The following is a 19,301-nucleotide window of genomic DNA, read 5'->3' as shown; positions in this document are numbered from 1 at the left end:
TCGCCAATGAAGACCCTGCTGTTCCCGTTCGTTGCCGCACTGGCGCTGGCCGCCTGCTCGCCGTCGAAGATCGAGTTCCAGATCGACAACCCGACCGACACGCCGCTGGCGCTGAGCATCGACGGCCAGGACCTGCCGGTGGCCGCGCACGGCTCACGCCCGGTTTCGCTGGCTGTGGGCGAGCATCGCCTGCACACCGACACGCTCGGCGATGTGCGCTTCATCGTCTACGTCGATGGCCGCGGCGGCCTGATCAACCCAACCCTGAGCGAGTACGTGATCGCTCGCGAGGTCTATGTCACCGACGAGAGCAAGCTGAAGAACTTCGGCACCGGCAAGGCTGGCATCGAGCTGGGCGGCGTCGACTTCGAGGGCCCCTTCGAGAAGCACCACGAACTGTTCATCGACAAGACCTGGACCTACGGCGTGCGCGAACCGTTCCCGAAGGAAAAGGTGGTCGCCCACGTCGATTCCAGTGGTGGCCAGATCGTCGCCAAGGTGTTCACGGCACCGGATTTCATCGCCTACGTCGAGGAAGGCATGGGCGAGCCGGGCGCGTTCAAGCGCGAACAGCCGGCCGGCTACGTGGCCCCGGCATACAGCCTTGAACCGGCACCGGCCAGCCTGCCGGCGCTGGCACCGGCCTTCGAGGCGCATGCCGCGCCGCTTCGCGAGGTCTACGCGCGATGGCTGAAGGCCACCACCGCCGATGAACAGAAGGCCCTGCGCAAGCAGGACTTCGCTGCGCAGATGGCCTTCACCTCGGCCACTGCCACCCTGGGCAGCGGCCTGGGCCGGGAGGCCAACGAGGCCTACAACGACTTCGTTTCCCAGCGCAGCCAGTTGATGGGCCGCAGCGCCCTGGTGGTGCCCTGAGCTGACTGGCGCCGCCTGCCCGGCTGCGCTACCGTCGCCTTCCAGACGAAGGCGTACGGGTGGTTTGCACGCATTCGGCTAGAATTGCCCCCTTCTTTACACGACGGCTTCCGATGAATCCGAACTACCTCGACTTCGAGCAACCCATCGCCGACCTGGAAGCCAAGATCCAGGAACTGCGCAACGCCAGTGCCGGGCCGGCGGTCAATGTCGAGGCGGAAGTGCACGCGCTGCAGGACAAGCTGCGCATGCGCACCGCGCAGATCTTCCGCAACCTGACCTCGTGGCAGGTGCTGCAGCTGGCCCGCCACCCGTCGCGTCCGTACACCGCCGACTACATCCGCGTCATGTTCGATGAGTTCCAGGAGCTGGCCGGTGACCGCGCCTTCGCCGACGACAAGGCGATCATGGGCGGCCTGGCCCGCATCAATGGCCGCGCGGTAATGGTGATCGGCCACCAGAAGGGTCGCGACACCAAGGAAAAGATCAAGCGCAACTTCGGCATGCCCAAGCCGGAGGGCTACCGCAAGGCGCTGCGCCTGATGAAGATGGCCGAGCGCTTCGGCCTGCCGGTGCTGACCCTGATCGACACCGCCGGTGCCTGGCCGGGTATCGACGCCGAATCGCGCGGCCAGTCCGAAGCGATCGCGCGCAACCTGATCGAGATGGCCGAGCTGAAGGTGCCGATCATCTGCACCGTGATCGGTGAAGGCGGCTCCGGCGGCGCGCTGGCGCTGGGCGTGGGCGACCGCACCGTGATGCTGGAATACGCGGTGTACTCGACCATCACCCCGGAAGGCTGCGCCTCGATCCTGTGGAAGGACGCCGGCAAGGCCAAGGAAGCCGCCGAGCAGCTGGGCCTGACCGCGCCGCGCCTGAAGAGCCTGGGCCTGGTCGACAAGGTCGTGCGCGAGCCCACCGGCGGCGCCCACCGCAATCCGACCCAGATGGCCAAGCGCCTGAAGGCCGTGCTGCTGAACGAACTGGACGCGCTGGACAAGCTGTCCACCGAACAGCTGCTGGAGCAGCGCTACACCCGCCTGCGCAGCTACGGCACGTACGAAGCGGCCTGATTCATCGGCTTGTTACTTTCTTGCTCGTGCAAGAAAGTAACCAAAGAACACGCCGCCGAACGCGAGCCGGTGCTATGCACCGGTTCCCTGCGCTTCTCGGTGAATCAGGGGACGGCGCCGAACTCGCTGCGCTCAGACATCGGCGCCTCTTCGCCCCTGTTTCACCTGCGATGCTCGGCTCGCTCATGGCGGACCTGAACATCAAAAGCCACAGCTGCACCCAGTAGATCCACGCCATGCGTGGATGCATCTGTGCGATGCGCTGCGCGCCCCGTTCAGAACGGCTTGGCCAGCACCAGCCACACGATCGGAATGAACGCCAGCAGCGGGATCTCGTTGATCCAGCGCAGCGCGCGCGACGACGGCAGCGCCCTGCCCTTGGCCACGCCCTTCAACAGACGGCCGATCCAGCTGAAATACACCAGCAGCACCACCACCAGGCCCAGCTTGGCGTGCAGCCAGCCAGCGCCGCCCGGCGCGACCATGGTCGGGAAATCCGGGATGACCTTGTAGCCCAGCCACAGCACCAGGCCCAGCACAAAGGCCAGGCCGAACATCGAGTGGCCGAAACGGTACAGGCGCAGGCCCATCAGCTGCAGGCGCTCGGTCACCGCCGGCTGGCCTGCGGTCTCGGCCAGGTTGACCAGGATGCGCGGCAGGTAGAACACCGTGGCCATCCACGCCACCACGAACACGATGTGGAAGGTCTTGACCCAGTAGTAGCTCTGCATGCGCTCGCTCCGGCGGCTGGCGTAGATGGGCGCCTATTGTCGCAGTAGAGCCACCTCATGGGTGGCTGCCGCGTCCAATCGCCGCATCAGGACAGCCATGCATGGCGTGGCTCTACTGCGGGTCCGCCACACCCGGGGGCGCAACGCCGTACGATAGGCGCCGTTTCCCCCGACCGCGCACCGCCCCATGGACAAGACCTACGACGCCGCCTACTTCCAACGCTGGTACCGCCGCGCCGACATCGGCGGCAGCGCCCGCCTGGCGCGCAAGGTCGCGTTGGCCGTGGCCAGTGCCGAGTACTACCTGGAACGACCGATCCGCAGTGTGCTGGACATCGGCTGCGGCGAAGGCGCCTGGCGCGCACCGCTGCTGAAGCTGCGTCCGAAGGTCGAATACCTGGGCTTCGACAGCAGCGAGTACGCTGTGCGCCGCTACGGCCGCACCCGCAACCTGCACCTGGCCAGCTTCGGCGACTTCGCCTGGCTGCGGCCCTGCGCCCCGGTCGACCTGCTGGTGTGTTCGGACGTGATGCACTACGTGCCCGACCGCGAGCTGCGCGCCGGCCTGGCCGGCGTGGCCGAGCTGACCGGCGGTGTGGCCTTCCTGGAGACGTTCGCCGCCGAGGACGCGTTCGAAGGCGACCACGACGGCTTCCAGGCCCGCCCAGCACGCTGGTATCGGCGGACGCTGGCCCGGCACCGCCTGCAGCCGGTAGGGTCGCACTGCTGGCTCGGCCCCGCCCTGGCAGGCGATGCCGCCGCGCTGGAACGGATGTGAATCCGGATTCATTATTTTCAGCCAACTTAACCTGCGGGACACCCGGATGGGATATGCTGCGCGGCAACATATGACCATACATATTCGGTCGTCATGCTCTATCAACTGCACGAACTGACCCGCAACCTGCTCGCCCCCTGGGTGCACCAGGCCCAGGCCAACGCCAAATTCTTCGCCAACCCGGGCCACTGGTGGTCGCAGATGCCCGGCGCTGATCGCCTGGCGGCGGTCAATGAGCTGTTCCACCGCATCGGCAAGGATTACGAGAAGCCCGAGTGGGGCATCAACGAAATCGAGGTCGACGGCGAGCGCGTGCCGATCGTCGTGCACGAGGAAGTGAGCAAGCCGTTCTGCAAGCTGCTGCGCTTCAAGCGCCACAGCAATGAAGCCGACCAGCTGCACACCATGCTCAACCAGCCGTTCGTGCTGGTGGTGGCACCGCTGTCCGGGCACCACGCCACGCTGCTGCGCGATACGGTGCGCACGCTGCTGCGCGACCACCGTGTGTACGTCACCGACTGGGTGGACGCGCGCATGGTGCCGGCCAACGAAGGCGAGTTCGGCCTGGACGACTACATCGCCTACATCCAGGAGTTCATCCGCCATCTGGGCGTCGAACGCCTGCACGTGGTCAGCGTGTGCCAGCCGACGGTACCGGTGCTGGCCGCGGTTTCACTGATGGCCAGCCGTGGCGAGCCGACTCCGCGCACCCTGGTGATGATGGGCGGCCCGATCGATGCGCGCTGCAGCCCGACCGCGGTGAACAACCTGGCCACGCAGAACCCGCTGTCGTGGTTCGAGAACAACGTCATCCACACCGTGCCGGCCAGCTATCCCGGCGCCGGCCGCCGCGTGTATCCGGGCTTCCTGCAGCACGCCGGCTTCCTGTCGATGAACCCCAGCCGCCACTTCAGTTCGCACTGGGATTTCTACACCGACCTGGTCAAGGGCGACCTGGAAGACGCCGACGCGCACCGTCGCTTCTACGACGAGTACAACGCGGTGCTGGACATGCCGGCCAAGTACTACCTGGATACCATCCGCGTGGTGTTCCAGGACTTCCTGCTGCCGCGTGGCGAGTGGGTGGTCAACGGCGAGAAGGTCGACCCGTCGGCGATCCGCGATACCGCGCTGCTGAGCATCGAGGGCGAACTGGACGATATCGCCGGCCTTGGCCAGACCGAAGCAGCGCAGGCGCTGTGCACCGGCATTGCTACTGACCGCCGCGAGCATTTCATCGTCGAAGGCGCCGGCCACTACGGCATCTTCAGCGGCCGTCGCTGGCGCGAGGTGGTGTATCCGAAGGTGCGCGACTTCTTCGCCGCGCATGCCGAAGCACCTGCGGCGAAGGCCACGAAGAAGAAGAGCAACGTCACTCCGTTGCGGCGAAAGGCGGGGTAACTCCCCGCCGTGGGGTCGGATCCCTTTCCAACGGAAAGGGCTCTGACCCAGCATGATGGGATCCGGGGTCAGAGCCCTGTTCTCCGAACAGGGATCCGACCCCTGACCATTACAACCGCACCAGCAGGTTCTTGGCGATCAGCCCGTGCAGCTTGCCGATGCCGCGTGCCAGGTGCATCGTCAGCAGCAGCAGCAGCGCGCCCGCCGCGGCAACCGCGATCGCCACCAGCGGCGAGGCCGCCATCGGCAGTACATTCACGTCGTTGATGTACACACCCGGGATGTCGCCACTGAAGATCGCCGCAACCGGCGCCCAGATCAGGCTCAGCGACAGCGACAGCAGCGTCACCGCGATGGTGAAGTAGATCACGCCCAGCGGCAGCATCAGCACGAAGTACAGCAGGGTCAGCCAGGTACGGCCATCGGTGAACATGTCGCCGATGCGCTGCAGCCACGTGCGGCTGCGGTCGGTGTAGCGCGGACGGCGCGGCATGCGCTCGCCCAGCAATGCTTCCACCAGCCGCCCTTCCAGCAGCGCCAGCCCGCGCACCGAGCCGAAGAACAGCACGGTCAGCGGAATGCCGACGATCAGGATCAACAGGCCGAGCGAGAGCGACAGGCCGGTCACCACCCAGGTGAAGAAGAAAATGCCGGTGGCCAGCGACAGCAGCATGTAGAACAGCGCGCCATAGGTATGCGGATCGGCCACCACGCCGAAGAAGCGCGCCAGCAGCGAGCGTTGCACCGGCGCCGGCGGCGGCGCGGCCGGTTCGACGCCACTGGCTTCCGCCGCCGCACGCAGCACCGGCGCGGTATCCGCACGCGGCGTGCGCAGCGCGCGGTTCACTGTCACTTCGGTCTCGCGGTAGATGTCGGCCACTTCGTCCGGCGCGCCATAGCTGCCGGCCACATCGGCGATCACCTCGGCCTCGCTGCGGCCGGGCTGCGCGGCCAGCTCCGAGCGCAGGTATTCCTCGGCGTCGTACAACGCGTCCTGCACCATCGCCGGATCGGCACCTTCCAGCGCAGCGCGCAGCTGCGCCAGGTACTGCGGAATGGTGGTCGGCAGGGCGCGGCCTGCCAGGCTCGGGTCGTTCATTGCGGTACCCCCTCCAACACGGAATCGACGGAATCACGGGTGGCCTGCCACGCCTGGCGCCACTGCGCCAGGACCTCGCGGCCACGTTCATTGATGCGGTAGTAGCGCCGCGGCGGCCCGCTGCTGGACGGCTCCACATGGCTTTCCAGCAGGCCGGCGCCCTCCAGGTTGCGCAGCACCGGGTACAGCGCGCTCTGCTTGCCGCTCAGCACGCCCTCGCCCACCCGCTCCAGCTCCTTGGCAATGAGATAGCCGTACAGCGGCTCCCCGGCCCGGGCCAGCACCGCCAGCAGGGCCAGCGACACGGTTCCGGCGCTGAGCTCCTTCTGGAACTTCTTCAGGTGGACATCGTCTTCGACCATGACCTGCCCTCCACTACGTTGAAGTCCACAGTAGTGCGAAGTTCGGTATAGCGAATGTGTCGTTAGTCACTCTGCCGGTTGGCGTGACCGGATTGCTCGCGCAGAATCGAACCCTCGTTCATGTTCCGGGGTTCCCATGCCGCACCGCCGTCGCCTTGCACTGACCACCCTCGCCCTGGCCTGCCTGCTGCCCTCGCTGGCCAGCGCTGCCGCCCCGTACCGCAGCCCGCAGCAGATCCTCGATGCCTCGGCGGCCAGCGACTGGCGCACGCCGGACCCGGCCAACCTGCTGTACATGGACCTGCCCGCCGGGCGCGTGATCATCGAGCTGGCACCGCAGTTCGCCCCGCGGCATGTGGCCAACATCCAGACCTTCGCCCACGAGCACTTCTGGGACGGCACCAGCATCTACCGCTCTCAGGACAACTTCGTGGTGCAGTTCGGCGATGCCGACGCCGATAACGCGGCCAAGGCCAAGCCGTTCGGCAGCGCCGCGCGCAAGCTGCCGGCTGAATTCGAGCGCGCCAGCGCTGGCCTGAAGGTCAGCGTGCTGCCGGATCGCGATGGCTGGGCCGCGCAGACCGGTTTCGTCGACGGCTTCCCGGTCGGCCAGGACCCGCAGGCCGGCAAGGCCTGGCTGGCACATTGCTACGGCATGCTGGGCGCCGGCCGCAGCAACGAGGAAGACAGCAGCATCGGTGCCGAACTCTACGTGGTGACCGGCCAGTCACCGCGCCAGCTCGACCGCAACATCACCCTGGTCGGCCGCGTGCTGAAGGGCATGGAACTGCTCAGCGCGACCCCGCGCGGACCGGCGCCGATGGGCTTCTACACCGACCCGAAGCTGCGCACGCCGATCGTGTCGATCCGCCGTGCCAGCGACGTGCCGGCGGCCGAGCGCACGCCGATCCAGGTACTGCGCACCGATTCGAAGACCTTCGCCGATACGGTGGAGGCGCGGCGCAACCGCGTGGATGATTTCTACAAGCGCCCGGCGGGGCATATCGATCTCTGCAATATTCCGGTGCCGGTGCGGTAGGAGCCTGGCTTGCTGCGCGTTGCGCGTGCTGAAGGTACGTCACTGTTCATGGGCGTTACTTTTCTTTGTACGCAAAGAAAAGTAACCAAAAGAAACGTTCCGCCGGTCGCGAGCCGGCGCTGCGCGCCGGTACCCTGCGCTCCTCGGCCCGTCGAGGGACGGCGCGGGAACTCGCTGCGCTCAGACACCCGCGCCTCTTCGCCCTCGCCGGACCTGCGGTGCTCGGCTCGCTCAAGGCGGATCCAAGATCAAAGGCAGAAGCGGTCGCTTCGCTCGCCGGGCCCGGCCCGGCACTACCAAGCATCGTCGTGCAGCTGTGGCTCTTGACCTTGGGTCCGCCTTGAGCGAGCCGAGCATCGCAGGGGAATCAGGGGCGAAGAGGTGCCGATGTCTGAGCGCAGCGAGTTCGGCACCGTCCCCTGATTCACCGAGAAGCGCAGGGGACCGACGTGCGAAGCGCGGCGGCTCGCGACCTGGCGGCGCGTTTCTTTTGGTTACTTTTCTTTTCGCGCGAAAAGAAAAGTGACGCCCATGAACAATGAAGCACCTTCAGCACGCGCCACGCGCAAAACGCCAACGCCTCAGCCCTTCTGACTCACCGCCACGCTCCCCAGAATCAACGCCCCCGCCACCAACATCTGTATCGTCACCGCCTCGCCCAGGAACAACCACGCAAACGCCGCACCGAACAACGGAATCAGGTAGGTCACCGTCGACGCCCGCGACGGGCCGATACGACCGATCAGGCGATAGAACATCAGGAATGCCAGGCCGGTGCAGGCCACGCCCAAGGCGATCGCTGCACCCCAGGCCTTCAGCGGAATGGCGGCCTGTGGCCAGTGCGTCACCGCCATCGGCAGCATCCACAGCGAGGCACACGACAGCGTGGCTGCCGCCGCCGCGGCCGATGGCAGGCCGGTCATGTGCCGCTTCACCAGGTTCACGCCCAGCCCGTACAGCAACGACGCCGCAGCGCCGGCGATCACTGCGGTACCAATACTCAGGCCGGACACCTTGGCGGTGGCCAGCACCACCACGCCGGCGAAACCAACCAGCAAGGCGCCGGCGCGGCGCATGCCTATCTTCTCGCCGAAGAACAGGAACGCGATCAGCGCAGCGAACAGCACCGTCATCGCATTGCAGATCGCACCGATCGCGGCCGGCGCCTGCTCGGCGGCATAGGCAAACAGCACGAACGGCAGCGCTGAGTTGATCAGGCCGATCGGTGCCAACCACAGCCAGCGCCGCGGCGGGAACTGCGCGCGGGCGCGCCACAGGAACGGCAGCAGCACCAGCGCGCCCAGCACCAGCCGTACCTCGACCAGCGCGAATGGGCCGAACGACGGCACCGCCACCCGCATGAACAGGAACGAGCAGCCCCAGATGGCGCCCAGCAGGGTCAATTCCAGCGGCGTGCGCCAGTCGCGCTCGGCCGCCTGTGGGATCGCATTCATGTCCTGCCTCCGTCCATCGTCTGTTCCTCGCCAAGGCAGACAGGATCAGGCGCAGACGCCCGCCGCACAAGCGCGTAGTATCGCTGTCAGCCACAAATATGGTTTGAGGCTCGACATGCTGCTCCGTCCTTCCCTGCTCCCCGCACTGGCCGTGTTCGCGGTCGCCGCACGCCACCAGAATTTCGCCCAGGCCGCGCAGGAGCTGCACCTGACCGCCAGCGCGGTCAGTCACCACGTGCGCCGCCTGGAAGAAGTACTTGAAGTTCGCCTGTTCCTGCGCCACGCCCGCGGCGTGCGCCTGACCGCCGAGGGTCGGCAGCTGGCCGACGCCGCCAGCGCCGCCTTCACCGATGTCGCGGCGGTGGCCCATCACCTGCAACCGGATGCCGACAGCGTGCCGCTGCGGATCACCACGCTGCGCTCGCTCTCGTACTGCTGGCTGCTGCCGCGACTGCCACGCTTCACCCAGGCCTATCCACACATCCGCATCGAGCTGCACACCGGCAGCGGGCTGGATCGCTACGACGACAACGGACCGGAAGTCGGCATCCGCTACGGGCTGGGCCAATGGCCGGGCCTGCGTGCGCAGCACCTGATGGATGACTACCTGTTCCCGGTGGCCTCACCGGCACTGGCCGGGGTCGAAACGCTGGTCGATCCGGCGCGCATCGCCGAGCTGCCGCTGCTGACCGACCTGTCGCCGCAGGGCTGGCGCGACTGGTTCCGCCACGCCGGCGCGCGCCCGCCGTCGCCGATGCCGCCGATGCACACCTTCGCCGACAGCACCGACGCGATGCGTGCAGCGGTGTATGGCATGGGCGCGGTGCTGGCGCGCACCCACATCGCCCAGCCCTACCTGCAGCGCTACGAGGTGGTACGCCTGCCCGGCCCGGCATTGAAGGCGCGCTATGCCTATCACGTGGTGCACGCAGAAGGGCAACCGCCGAGCCCGGCCGCGCGCCTGTTCATCGACTGGTTGCTGGAACAGGCGCAGGACGAGCGCACGCCGATCCCGGCATTGCCGGACAGCCTGCTCGGGCGGCCGGCAACGCACGCCTGACTGCGCCCTCACCCGTTCTTTGCCTCACGCTGGCTAGGCTGCTGGCGAACCCACAACGTACCTATGCCATGGCCATGCTGCGACTGCGCATCACCGGAACCGAAGACGACGCCCGCGCCATCAGCGACCTGCTGCTCGGCCTGGACGGCATCGAACATGTCGAAGAAACCGACGACCTGATGCCGCACATGGACGACGACGATTCCAGTTCGGCCGGGCTGTCCGATGACATCGGCCCGGGCATCCACGAGCTGGAAGTGGAAGTCGGCAATGAAAGCACCGCGCAGAAGGTGCGCGATGCGGTGCAGGAACTGGCGCTGGAGCTCGATGTGTTCGTCGAGTACGAGACCGACGAGGGCTGATGCCGGCTGACGGCCGGCATCGGCCTTCATCTCAGGGGTTGGGCGGTAGCTTGCGACGGCGGCGACGCCACCATGCCCGCACACCCCAGGCCGCGATCAAGGCCAGCACCGCCACCGGCAGCAGCGCGGCAGCAGCGCGGATCAGGAACGCAATGCTGGTGCTGAGGATGCTGCCCGACTCGCTCAGCGCCTCGCCGATCTCGCTGCGGCTGCGCTGGCCAGAGGTGGTGTCGAAGTGGATCGCCACCAGCTGGGTATCGATGCGCCGACGCTGCTGCGCGGCGTCCTTGTTGGCCTGCTCGACACCCGCCTCGATCTCCGACAGGCGCGTGGTGATCGCCATCAGGTCTTCGACCTTCAGGTCCTTGCGGTCCTGGTAGGACAGCAGGCGGGCGTGCTCCTTTTCAAGCCGCGCCTTGGTCAATGCCGTGTCGGCCACCGCCTGCGCGAGATCCTCGGCGCGCGTATTGCGGGACTGCAGCTTGCCGCCTTCACCAGCCATCGCGATCAGCGGCTCGGTGCCCTTCGGGGCGATGCGCACCTTCACTTCACCGCTGGGCTGCTCGCCGCCGTGCTGCTCGACCTGCAACACTGCACAGTCACCGAACTTCGCGCTCTGGCAGGCCTGAGCGATCTGCTGGATGCGCGGTGCGATCTGCGCCGCTTCCAGCTGCACCTGCACGTCATGTTCGTAGGCCAGGAAGGCGCCTTCCGGCGAAGCGATGGCCGCCTCCGCGGCCGTGGCGCCCGCATCCCCCACCATGTCGCCCTGCTTGGCGCAGGCGCCCAGCGCCAGCAGCAGTACCGGCAGCGCCGCCCTGCGCGTCCACGCTCGCACCGGCCTCACAGTGCCGCTCCGTCGTAGGAGGTCACCGAAAGGCCAGCCAGATCCACCTGCGGCACGCAGCGCACGTTCACCGCCACCATCGGTGTGCCGGTGCGAGGGTCGACCGCTTCGCTGTAGGGAGCGATACCACACTGGCGGCAGTGGTGGTGGTCGATGTGGGCCTTGTTGAAGTGGTAGGTGGCCACGTCAGCCGGATCGGTGGCCAGCTGGAACGCCGCACGCGGGGCGAACCACAGCAGGCTGCCGCGACGCCGGCACATCGAACAGTTGCAGTCGATGACGTCGCTGATCGGCGCCTCGGCCTGTACGGTGAATGCGATCCTGCCGCAATGACAGCTTCCTTGGTATTCCATGTCCTGCGCTCCTTTGGAGGGTCCTTGAATCCGCTCATGGTAATCCTATGGCACGGGGACAAAGCAGCGACGGGGCCCTATGCTCAGGGTTTGACCCCGTACAGGAATGCCGATGCGCCCGCATCTTCTTGCCCTCGCCCTGGTCGCCGCGCTGGCCGGTTGCCAGCCGGCCGACGCCCCGACCAATGCTTCCACCCCGGCCGCCAGCCAGCAGGCCGGTGACGCGGCGGTCGACGCCGCCTTCGCCGATCTGTCCAAGCGCGCGCTGGACACCTGGATGCAGCTGTCGCCAGTCAGCGCCACCCAGATCGGTGACCACCGCTACGACAGCGAGCTGGACGACCTGAGTGCCGCCGGCCAGCAGAAGACCGTGGCCGCCTACAAGGCGCTGCTGGGCGAGCTGGACAAGATCGCGGTGGCCAAGCTGGGCCGTGAGAACCAGGTGGACGCAGCGATCCTGCGCAACCAGCTGCAGTCGGAAATCTGGAACGCCGAAGTGCTGCAGTCCGGCAAGTGGGACCCGCAGCTGTACAACGGCGTCGCCGGCAGCGCGATCTACGGCCTGATGGCGCGCGAGTTCGCACCGCTGCCGGAGCGCCTGAAGGCGGCCACCGCGCGCATGGAGAAGCTGCCGGCGATCTTCGCCCAGGCCCGCGAGAACCTGGACCCGGCCCGCGTGCCGAAGATCCACGCCGAGACCGTTGCCAAGCAGAACAAGGGCATCCTCAGCATCGTCGATACCTTCATCACCCCGCACATCGGCGAACTGCCGCAGGCCGACCAGCAGCGTCTGCAAGCGGCCATCGACGGCCTGAAGAAGGCCGTGGACGAGCAGCAGACCTGGCTGGACAAGACCCTGGTACCGAACGCCAAGGGCGACTTCCGCATCGGTGCGGAGAAATACGACCAGAAGCTGAAATTCGCGCTGAGCTCCTCGCTGACGCGCCAGGAGATCGGTGAGCGTGCGCGCGCCGAACTCAAGCGCGTGCGCGAGGACATGTACGGCATCGCGCAGACCGTGTTGAAGGACAAGCCGGGTGCACCTGAGATGCCGGCCCAGCCGACCGACGAGCAGCAGCAGAAGGCGATCGAGGCCGCGCTGGAACTGGCCTACGCCGACAAGCCGGCACGCGACAAGGTGGTCGACGATGCCAAGGCCGCGCTGGAGCAGTCCACCGCGTTCGTACGCGAGCACGATCTGATGACGCTGCCCGATGCGCCGGTGGACATCATCCTGATGCCGGAATTCCAGCGTGGCGTGGCCGTGGCCTACTGCGATTCGCCGGGCCCGCTGGACAAGAACCTGAAGACCTTCTACGCCGTGTCGCCGATTCCGGACGACTGGAACGAGAAACAGGTCGACTCGTTCCTGCGTGAGTACAACTCGCGCATGATCCACCTGCTCAGCATCCATGAAGGTACTCCGGGCCATTACCTGGAAGGCTGGCACTCGGCCAAGTTCCCCTCGACCCTGCGTGCGGTGCTGCGTTCAGGCCTGTTCGCCGAAGGCTGGGCGGTCTACACCGAGCGCATGATGCAGGAGCAGGGTTACCTCAACAACGATCCGCTGTTCCACCTGGTGCAGCTGAAGTTCTACCTGCGCACCATCTCCAACGCGATCCTCGACCAGGGCGTGCACGTGGACAACTGGGATCGCGAAAAGGCGATGCACCTGATGACCCACGACGCGTTCCAGCAGGAAAGCGAAGCGGCCGGCAAGTGGGTGCGCGCGCAGCTGACGTCGGCACAGCTGCCGACCTACTTCGTCGGTGCGCAGGAACACTTCGACACCCGCAAGGCAGTGCAGGAGAAGCTGGGCGACAAGTTCAACCTGAAGGCGTACCACGACCAGGTGCTGTCCTACGGCGCACCGCCGGTGCGTTTCGCCCGCCAGCTGATGCTGGACCAGCCGATCGAGTGATCGCGCAGGTGTGAGTTGAACGAGAGCGGCCCGGGCAAACCCGGGCCGTTCCGTTTGCACAGGATCGCCACGCCATCGCCGCATCACATGCCGGCAACGGAGCCAGGCGCATCGTTCGCCGGGCTTCCCCTTCCACCGGCATCCATGTCTCTCCCTCTGCTCCGCCTTGCACTGCTGCCCGCACTGCTGGCCAGCGCCTGTGCCTTTGCTGCGTGCCCTGCGCCACCCGCTGGCCAGCCCGACATCCGTGCCCTGGGCTACTACACCGACAAGGCCGGCTCGGTGATCGACCCGGCACTGCACCAGCAGAACAAGGATGCCACCGCGCCGCTGGACCGCTATGCCGCCGACGTGGCGCACATGAGCGACGACTATCTGCGCAGCGGTGACCCGGCAGCGGCGCAGTGCACGTTGAACTGGCTGGGTGCGTGGGCCGACGAGGGCGCCATGCTCGGGCAGATGATCCGGGTCAACAACGATCAGTCGTTCTACATGCGGCAGTGGATGCTCGATGCGGTGGCCATGGCCTACCTGAAAGTGCATGACCAGGCCGACCCGCAGCAGCGCGCGCGCATCGATCCGTGGCTGCAGCAGCTGGCAAGGGCCAACCTGGCCTACTGGGACAACCCGAAACGGCGCCGTAACAATCACTACTACTGGGGCGGCCTGGGCGTGCTGGCCACCGGCCTGGTCACCGATGACCAGACCCTGTGGCAGGCTGGTCATGCAGCCTTCCAGAAGGGCATCGATGACATCCAGGACGATGGCAGCCTGCCGCTGGAAATGGCGCGCGGGCAACGTGCCCTGCACTACCACGACTACGCGCTGACGCCGCTGGTGATGATGGCGGAGCTGGCGCGGCTGCGCGGTCAGGACTGGTACGCCAGACGCAATCACGCCATCGACCGCCTGGCGCGTCGCGTCATCGAAGGCAGCAAGGACCCAGCGTGGTTCAACCAGCAGACCGGTGTTGCACAACTGCCCCTGCAGGCCAGCGGATGGGTCGAGTTCTACCGGTTGCGCTCACCCAATGGCGGCCTGTTCGATGCCGCGCATGCACGCGGACCGTTCCATTCGCCGCGGTTGGGCGGTGACCTTACCCTGATGGCCACGCACGGCATCGTGCGCACGCCGCCGCGATAGCCCCCTGTTTCAGCGACGGGCCCGCTGTAGCAGCTGCTGGAACTGCGCACGGCTGCAGCCCTGCCGGTCACAGCCCGGCAAGGGCAGTGCGACGCGTCCCGGCGGCTGCGCCTCGGTCAGCGGCAATGCATCGCGCAGCTGCGCGGTGGTCGGATAGACGTAGGCCAGGCGGAACCGCTCGCCACCGCTCTGGCGGTCACGCCAACGCTCGAACTGCAGCAGGCCACCGATCGGCGTCTTCTCGAACTGGCCTGGCAGGCTGTAGTCACCGATTCCTATCGCCGCCAGCACCGAACCGATATTGGAATCATGGCCGACCAGCAGGATCACCTTCGGCGACGCCGGATCACCGAACAACGCATCCACGCGCGCCAACAGCGGAGCGGCCAAGTCACGCGCCACCGCGGGTGTTCCGAACAGGATGTTCTGGTAGCGGTTGCGGATTTGCGCCAACGCCAGCCATTGGCCTTCCGTGTTCAAGCGGCCCCAACCTTCGCGCGGAACGCCACTTCCCTGGTAATGCTCCATCAGCAGGGCATCGACCAGACCGCTGGCCAGTGCCAGTGAACCCGAAGCGCGTGGCTCCTTGCCCGGCTCCGCATTGAAGGTCGTGTCGCCCAGCACCAGATGACAGTCGCTGCGCCCCGTACAGGCCGCCGACTGCGGGTAACGGGTGATTTCCTCCACCACGGACAGTGCGGGTGCCAGATCCGATGCTGTCAGCGCCTGCTGCATTGCCGCCAGCGCGCGCTTGCGGAATGCCGCGTCATCGTTGTGGATCACCGGGTCGAACAGCGGATCCATCGTCCCCAGCGCCATGCGCTGTTCGACCGCAACATGGCAGCCCGGAAACGCACCGGCAATGAAGAACTGCGCGGTGGCCTGGGTACGCTGCAGGCTGTTGGCATGGGCGTGGAAGTCAGCCGGCTGCGGGCAACCCGACGCCGGCAACAATTGCGCCTGGCGCAGCCACTGGCCGATGTAGCGCCCCATGTAGACTTCCAGCACGCCGCCCTTGGTGGTCAGCTCGCCGGGGCCTACGTCCCAGCGTGGCCAGCGCTCCGGCGTGGCATGGGCAAGGGCGCCCGACGCCACCACCGGCGCGCGCAGGTTGTGGCGGCTGAGCAGGACGACCTGCTCGAGCTGGTCATTACCTACACCGTCCGCCGCTCCACTCGCTACCATGCCCGGTGCAGCCATGACCAGCATCATCACCAGCGGTAGACGACGCAATAGGCGGAAATACATCGCGGTGACCTGGAACGGATGAGCCTGCATTATCCACTTCTCCGGTGCGAAGGGTATCGCAGATCCTGCGGATGCATCCCTGCATTGTGCACCTCCATGGCGATGTCCAGCCGCTCGGCAGCGCCACCAAGCGGCAGTCTCAAGAGAGTCGAACTGTTCCGACTTCAACCGCACGCGGAGGTCTTTTGTCGTGAAAAGCCCACCGTGCCCCCAAGTATCTGGGCGCACCAGGTTCCAGCACCTCCAACTACTTCCGGTCGCAAGCATCACCAAACGTTGCGCGAATCTGACGACTACACGCCATGCCCCGCCTCTACCTGTGTCCAGATCGCCCTCCGGCATTGATCAATCCACGAGTTCGAAACGTCGAGCGGCAGATCATCTGCTTGGCCCACACGAAGTTCCGAGTGAAAGTCCTACGGCACAGGACTGCGGTTACCGACAGCCAAGTGCCACGCGTACGGCACATGCTTGATGTCGACCGAGAAATAGCTCCCGGTCTTCCACTTATCTTCGACAAAGGAACTACGTCATGAATGTATCCGCCACCCTCTCGGATCCAAAAACCGTCGCAACGTGGATGAAATTCTCCGGCGCAAACGCAAACGCGCTGGACACCATCTTTGAAGTCGAATTTGATGACATCAAAGTTGCGGCATTCAGCAGCGACTGCTGCGGGTCCAACAATTACGAAGATCCGCGATAAGGAAGGTGATGGCACACGGCTCGTACGTGTGCCATCAACCCAACCTGCCGGATTCAGGCTCAAGATCACACGCAACTGAAATAAAATGAGCACCAGAGCATCAACACCCCAGCAGCCCAATATCCCATGCGATGCGATATTCCCGTACCCAACGGATAACACATCGTCGACCGCCATCATTGTGGCGACGACCCGTTCCAGCATCGACCGTGCCATTGACCTATCAAACAGAGGAATGGTCACCGGGATCATTGGTGCTGACTCGGCATACTCGATAGCCCCATCCGAGTCTCTTCACAAGCTGGAGCGCAAACCGGGACGCCACATCATCGTTGTGTTCAGCGACCAACTTACATCCAGCGTTGACGCGCCGGTCCTGACATCACGCCAAGGTCAGCAGCGTTTCCTATCCTTGGTCGAGGCGATTCTGAACAACCTTCACGGATTTCGCCTCATTGCATGCACGCATGAAGGCGCAATATCGTTACCTCCCGGTTCCCCTCTTGTTTCCGTGCTACGCGTCCTTTCGGACCATCTGGATGCCAATCGCCGAATAGGCAGCAACTGGCTCGCAGAAGCAGCACAGATCCAGCGGCGGCCGGGCACACGACTTTCCGAAAGCAGAATCCGCCAGCGCGTCTTCCACTCCGCCATGATGCACATGTACTGGAAGCATCCAGACTTCAATCCCATGAAATTTGACCAGATCCACGGAGAACTGAAGAGTTTTTACCGTGCATCGGAACCACGAAAGGAACCCGGCGATGCGCAACAGCCAGGTCTGTGAGATTGATCAGTACGCCCCGATTGTGACCATTCGACACGATATCCAGACAGAGCAGCAGCTTGGCCTGCATCTCTCCGACAGCGAAAGGGTTGCTATCCACTCAGCATGCAGAATGAGCGGACTCGATCTGGACTCATACTATCGATGGTATCAACAGAAAAGCACCATCAGCTCCCAACTGGCACAGCTTGACCGCAATTCACTTCTCGAAGCCATCGGTTGCATTGATCGCTCCGACTATTCGTCAATCAATGAAAGGCTCCCGAGCGACAGAGGAGTTGTGATCGCACTTCCGCATCATGGCCACTACATCCTGTCTGCCATCCGCCTGATGGAGAGCATTCGCCACCATCGTGATGTTTACATCTTCTACGGTGATCCAACTAACCACTCCGGCAACGAGCTATTCGACGATCTCTATCGACGACTGTTCGATCGCGCCGGATGTCGCGCTGGCATTGTCCACTCGAATGCAAAAGGAATCGCTACAGCACTTCGCGCCCTGAAGAACGGGGCAGCTGTCATCATGATGCCCGACGTTCACCGCCTACGCGAAGAAGCCTTTTGTATTCCATTTCTTGGCCGCCGCCTGGACGTCATGCTAGGCACCGCCGCTATGGCGCGAAGAACCGAGAGTTGCGTCCTGCCGGTCGTATCCCTCGTTGATCACGATTTTCAGGCAACCGCTGTTCTCGGAGACCTGATCAATCCGAGCTACACGCCAGCGCCTGTTCCATCAGACGTTTCTGACTACTGGACCACATTGGAGATTTTCCGCTTTCTAGAACGCGAGATGGGTCCTCAGATCATCTATTGGCAGTACATCCGACAGCATCTCCTGCAGAGATCGAGGTTCCCGCACTTTCACCCCGACACAGTTGATGCGGCATGGAGCATGTTTTCGAAAGACCAGCGAACCCATCCGCGTCCCATGTTCACAGCATGCCTGGATTGAACATGGATAGACTACGCACCTCGTCAATCGGATTGATAGGCCTTGTTCTCATTGCGCTTTCTTCCGCCGATGGATACGCCAGAGATCAAGAAGAGCCCAGCATTACTCCCCTTCGCACCGTCCATGCGACCCCTCCAAGGCCAGGGCCACGCATCTGGAAGTTCACGAAGGGATATTCAACCGTGCTGGTCCTGGGCACGGTTCAACCTCTCAGGAAGGGCCTATTCATAGATACCCGCAGCGTGGAGGCCGCAATTTCAGCATCCGACGTGGTTCTAAGCCCGCCAGGGGTGACACTCGAACACGATGGCGGATTTTTTGGCGGCCTCTTGCTGTGGCCCTCCATCCGCAAACTCAAGTTCCTCGACGGCGACAGAACGCTGCGTGACGCACTTACGGGCGCCGAGTATGCGAGATGGAACGAGCTCAAGCATCGCTATAATCTGCGCGACACCAGCATTGAGAGAATGCGCCCGATGTACGCGGCCTGGAAGGCTCATGACACCGCACTGAGGGCCAGCGGAATGAGGACCGGCAGCCATCTTTCCAAGGCTATCCTCCAGACAGCCCGAAGGCACCGGAAGCCTATCGTCGACGCTCGCTTCTCTGTGCCGGTAAAGGCCGCCAAACAGACGATTCAGAATTTCCACATTGATCCTGCGCTCGACCGCAGGTGCTTCGCAGATGCCACTTCAAGCCTGCAGCCTTGGCTCGATCGAGTCGACGAAATCGGTCGTGCATGGGCGGATGGAGACATTGAAGCAGACGTACTTCTGCACGCTCCATCATCACCCTCTCGGTGTTGGGTCCGCCTGACCAATGATGCAATCGCAAACACGATGAACCTGAACCTTGATGTCGAGAGCCGAACTCACTGGCTCGAAGCGCTTCGCTCCACCACTTCCCGTCACAACATCGTTTTCACCACCCTGCCATTGGAGGACCTTCTCCATTCAAAAGGCATGGCCGCCGCGCTTATGGAAGAAGGATACACTTCCGATGCAGGAGCAATCGCTGGCGATCAGCCATCTCCAAGCTATCCGACCAGCGTGAACTGATGTTCGGCCAGACCCATGGAAGTGGACTGTGACACGTCGCGATACACA

Annotated in this window: 20 protein-coding genes; 13 read left to right on the top strand and 7 right to left on the bottom strand. The window is 64.8% G+C overall.

Annotation, left to right across the window (positions count from 1 at the left end):
- Positions 1-6 precede the first annotated feature (6 nt).
- A complete protein-coding gene (locus tag AC5P7S_RS14985) occupies positions 7-876 on the top strand; it encodes a YajG family lipoprotein (protein ID WP_095378992.1) in 870 nt (289 codons plus the stop codon).
- A gap of 113 nt (positions 877-989) precedes the next feature.
- Entirely contained in the window at positions 990-1,949 is a 960-nt protein-coding gene (locus AC5P7S_RS14980) for an acetyl-CoA carboxylase carboxyltransferase subunit alpha (RefSeq protein WP_019659134.1), read from the top strand.
- Between the two features lie 275 nt (positions 1,950-2,224).
- Here AC5P7S_RS14980 and AC5P7S_RS14975 read toward each other — a convergent pair whose 3' ends face one another.
- Entirely contained in the window at positions 2,225-2,680 is a 456-nt protein-coding gene (locus tag AC5P7S_RS14975) for a CopD family protein (RefSeq protein ID WP_053497082.1), read from the bottom strand.
- A gap of 187 nt (positions 2,681-2,867) precedes the next feature.
- Here AC5P7S_RS14975 and AC5P7S_RS14970 point away from each other — a divergent pair, with 187 nt between their 5' ends.
- Positions 2,868-3,458: a class I SAM-dependent DNA methyltransferase gene (locus tag AC5P7S_RS14970; RefSeq protein ID WP_095378995.1), complete on the top strand. Its 591-nt coding sequence runs from the start codon at positions 2,868-2,870 to the stop codon at positions 3,456-3,458.
- Between the two features lie 93 nt (positions 3,459-3,551).
- On the top strand, positions 3,552-4,859 hold the full coding sequence (locus AC5P7S_RS14965; protein ID WP_053497077.1) for a polyhydroxyalkanoate depolymerase: 1,308 nt from the start codon (positions 3,552-3,554) through the stop codon (positions 4,857-4,859).
- Between the two features lie 109 nt (positions 4,860-4,968).
- On the opposite strand, the gene AC5P7S_RS14960 is transcribed toward AC5P7S_RS14965, so the two are convergent.
- Positions 4,969-5,958, bottom strand: a complete 990-nt coding sequence (locus AC5P7S_RS14960) for a sensor domain-containing protein (protein WP_005415835.1) — start codon at positions 5,956-5,958, stop codon at positions 4,969-4,971.
- On the bottom strand, positions 5,955-6,320 hold the full coding sequence (locus AC5P7S_RS14955; RefSeq protein ID WP_021203665.1) for a PadR family transcriptional regulator: 366 nt from the start codon (positions 6,318-6,320) through the stop codon (positions 5,955-5,957). The genes AC5P7S_RS14960 and AC5P7S_RS14955 overlap by 4 nt, the downstream gene beginning before the upstream one ends.
- A gap of 136 nt (positions 6,321-6,456) precedes the next feature.
- On the opposite strand from AC5P7S_RS14955, the gene AC5P7S_RS14950 reads away from it, so the two are divergent.
- Positions 6,457-7,359 (top strand): peptidylprolyl isomerase, encoded by a 903-nt coding sequence (locus AC5P7S_RS14950; RefSeq protein WP_095378998.1) that lies wholly within the window; start codon positions 6,457-6,459, stop codon positions 7,357-7,359.
- 581 nt (positions 7,360-7,940) lie between these two features.
- Here the strand turns inward: AC5P7S_RS14950 and AC5P7S_RS14945 are convergent.
- The gene (locus AC5P7S_RS14945; RefSeq protein ID WP_095379002.1) at positions 7,941-8,813 is read right to left on the bottom strand and encodes a DMT family transporter; all 873 of its coding nucleotides are present in this window, start codon (positions 8,811-8,813) and stop codon (positions 7,941-7,943) included.
- A gap of 115 nt (positions 8,814-8,928) precedes the next feature.
- On the opposite strand from AC5P7S_RS14945, the gene AC5P7S_RS14940 reads away from it, so the two are divergent.
- Positions 8,929-9,873 carry a LysR substrate-binding domain-containing protein gene (locus tag AC5P7S_RS14940; RefSeq protein WP_005415832.1) on the top strand — a complete coding sequence of 315 codons (945 nt, stop codon included), beginning with the start codon at positions 8,929-8,931 and terminating at the stop codon, positions 9,871-9,873.
- A 68-nt stretch (positions 9,874-9,941) separates the two neighbouring features.
- Positions 9,942-10,235, top strand: a complete 294-nt coding sequence (locus AC5P7S_RS14935; RefSeq protein WP_005415831.1) for a hypothetical protein — start codon at positions 9,942-9,944, stop codon at positions 10,233-10,235.
- A 31-nt stretch (positions 10,236-10,266) separates the two neighbouring features.
- On the opposite strand, the gene AC5P7S_RS14930 is transcribed toward AC5P7S_RS14935, so the two are convergent.
- Positions 10,267-11,082, bottom strand: coding sequence for a DUF4349 domain-containing protein (locus tag AC5P7S_RS14930; protein ID WP_005415830.1), 816 nt, complete (start codon positions 11,080-11,082; stop codon positions 10,267-10,269).
- Entirely contained in the window at positions 11,079-11,435 is a 357-nt protein-coding gene (locus AC5P7S_RS14925) for a GFA family protein (RefSeq protein WP_053497067.1), read from the bottom strand. The genes AC5P7S_RS14930 and AC5P7S_RS14925 overlap by 4 nt, the downstream gene beginning before the upstream one ends.
- 112 nt (positions 11,436-11,547) lie before the next feature.
- On the opposite strand from AC5P7S_RS14925, the gene AC5P7S_RS14920 reads away from it, so the two are divergent.
- Complete coding sequence (locus AC5P7S_RS14920) at positions 11,548-13,356, top strand: DUF885 domain-containing protein (protein WP_095379004.1); 1,809 nt, start codon at positions 11,548-11,550, stop codon at positions 13,354-13,356.
- A 144-nt stretch (positions 13,357-13,500) separates the two neighbouring features.
- Positions 13,501-14,499, top strand: coding sequence for a polysaccharide lyase (locus tag AC5P7S_RS14915; protein ID WP_095379007.1), 999 nt, complete (start codon positions 13,501-13,503; stop codon positions 14,497-14,499).
- Between the two features lie 9 nt (positions 14,500-14,508).
- Here the strand turns inward: AC5P7S_RS14915 and agp are convergent, their stop codons facing one another.
- Positions 14,509-15,777, bottom strand: coding sequence for a bifunctional glucose-1-phosphatase/inositol phosphatase (gene agp, locus AC5P7S_RS14910; RefSeq protein WP_242441389.1), 1,269 nt, complete (start codon positions 15,775-15,777; stop codon positions 14,509-14,511).
- 502 nt (positions 15,778-16,279) lie between these two features.
- On the opposite strand from agp, the gene AC5P7S_RS14905 reads away from it, so the two are divergent.
- The 4 genes from AC5P7S_RS14905 to AC5P7S_RS14890 all read left to right on the top strand — a co-directional run bounded on the left by AC5P7S_RS14905 (position 16,280) and on the right by AC5P7S_RS14890 (position 19,253).
- A complete protein-coding gene (locus AC5P7S_RS14905; protein WP_170944953.1) occupies positions 16,280-16,453 on the top strand; it encodes a hypothetical protein in 174 nt (57 codons plus the stop codon).
- Between the two features lie 85 nt (positions 16,454-16,538).
- Entirely contained in the window at positions 16,539-17,240 is a 702-nt protein-coding gene (locus AC5P7S_RS14900) for a hypothetical protein (protein WP_141239394.1), read from the top strand.
- Positions 17,218-18,195, top strand: a complete 978-nt coding sequence (locus AC5P7S_RS14895; RefSeq protein ID WP_095379010.1) for an LpxL/LpxP family acyltransferase — start codon at positions 17,218-17,220, stop codon at positions 18,193-18,195. The genes AC5P7S_RS14900 and AC5P7S_RS14895 overlap by 23 nt, the downstream gene beginning before the upstream one ends.
- Positions 18,129-19,253 (top strand): TraB/GumN family protein, encoded by a 1,125-nt coding sequence (locus AC5P7S_RS14890; protein WP_095379013.1) that lies wholly within the window; start codon positions 18,129-18,131, stop codon positions 19,251-19,253. Before AC5P7S_RS14895 ends, AC5P7S_RS14890 begins: the two co-directional genes overlap by 67 nt.
- Positions 19,254-19,301: the final 48 nt, after the last annotated feature.

It is taken from the genome of Stenotrophomonas sp. YJH_SMC_32, from assembly GCF_059369975.1.
The sequence above is the reverse complement of the archived record's forward strand: the minus strand, read 5'-3'. Positions and strand labels throughout refer to the sequence as shown.

Bases quoted from the DNA above. Each gene is read 5' to 3' on its own strand.
- AC5P7S_RS14985 (WP_095378992.1), top strand. From the start codon at position 7: ATGAAGACCCTGCTGTTCCCGTTCGTTGCCGCACTGGCGCTGGCCGCC.
- AC5P7S_RS14980 (WP_019659134.1), top strand. From the start codon at position 990: ATGAATCCGAACTACCTCGACTTCGAGCAACCCATCGCCGACCTGGAA.
- AC5P7S_RS14975 (WP_053497082.1), bottom strand. From the start codon at position 2,680: ATGCAGAGCTACTACTGGGTCAAGACCTTCCACATCGTGTTCGTGGTG.
- AC5P7S_RS14970 (WP_095378995.1), top strand. From the start codon at position 2,868: ATGGACAAGACCTACGACGCCGCCTACTTCCAACGCTGGTACCGCCGC.
- AC5P7S_RS14965 (WP_053497077.1), top strand. From the start codon at position 3,552: ATGCTCTATCAACTGCACGAACTGACCCGCAACCTGCTCGCCCCCTGG.
- AC5P7S_RS14960 (WP_005415835.1), bottom strand. From the start codon at position 5,958: ATGAACGACCCGAGCCTGGCAGGCCGCGCCCTGCCGACCACCATTCCG.
- AC5P7S_RS14955 (WP_021203665.1), bottom strand. From the start codon at position 6,320: ATGGTCGAAGACGATGTCCACCTGAAGAAGTTCCAGAAGGAGCTCAGC.
- AC5P7S_RS14950 (WP_095378998.1), top strand. From the start codon at position 6,457: ATGCCGCACCGCCGTCGCCTTGCACTGACCACCCTCGCCCTGGCCTGC.
- AC5P7S_RS14945 (WP_095379002.1), bottom strand. From the start codon at position 8,813: ATGAATGCGATCCCACAGGCGGCCGAGCGCGACTGGCGCACGCCGCTG.
- AC5P7S_RS14940 (WP_005415832.1), top strand. From the start codon at position 8,929: ATGCTGCTCCGTCCTTCCCTGCTCCCCGCACTGGCCGTGTTCGCGGTC.
- AC5P7S_RS14935 (WP_005415831.1), top strand. From the start codon at position 9,942: ATGGCCATGCTGCGACTGCGCATCACCGGAACCGAAGACGACGCCCGC.
- AC5P7S_RS14925 (WP_053497067.1), bottom strand. From the start codon at position 11,435: ATGGAATACCAAGGAAGCTGTCATTGCGGCAGGATCGCATTCACCGTA.
- AC5P7S_RS14920 (WP_095379004.1), top strand. From the start codon at position 11,548: ATGCGCCCGCATCTTCTTGCCCTCGCCCTGGTCGCCGCGCTGGCCGGT.
- AC5P7S_RS14915 (WP_095379007.1), top strand. From the start codon at position 13,501: ATGTCTCTCCCTCTGCTCCGCCTTGCACTGCTGCCCGCACTGCTGGCC.
- agp (WP_242441389.1), bottom strand. From the start codon at position 15,777: ATGCAGGCTCATCCGTTCCAGGTCACCGCGATGTATTTCCGCCTATTG.
- AC5P7S_RS14905 (WP_170944953.1), top strand. From the start codon at position 16,280: ATGAATGTATCCGCCACCCTCTCGGATCCAAAAACCGTCGCAACGTGG.
- AC5P7S_RS14900 (WP_141239394.1), top strand. From the start codon at position 16,539: ATGAGCACCAGAGCATCAACACCCCAGCAGCCCAATATCCCATGCGAT.
- AC5P7S_RS14895 (WP_095379010.1), top strand. From the start codon at position 17,218: ATGCGCAACAGCCAGGTCTGTGAGATTGATCAGTACGCCCCGATTGTG.
- AC5P7S_RS14890 (WP_095379013.1), top strand. From the start codon at position 18,129: ATGGAGCATGTTTTCGAAAGACCAGCGAACCCATCCGCGTCCCATGTT.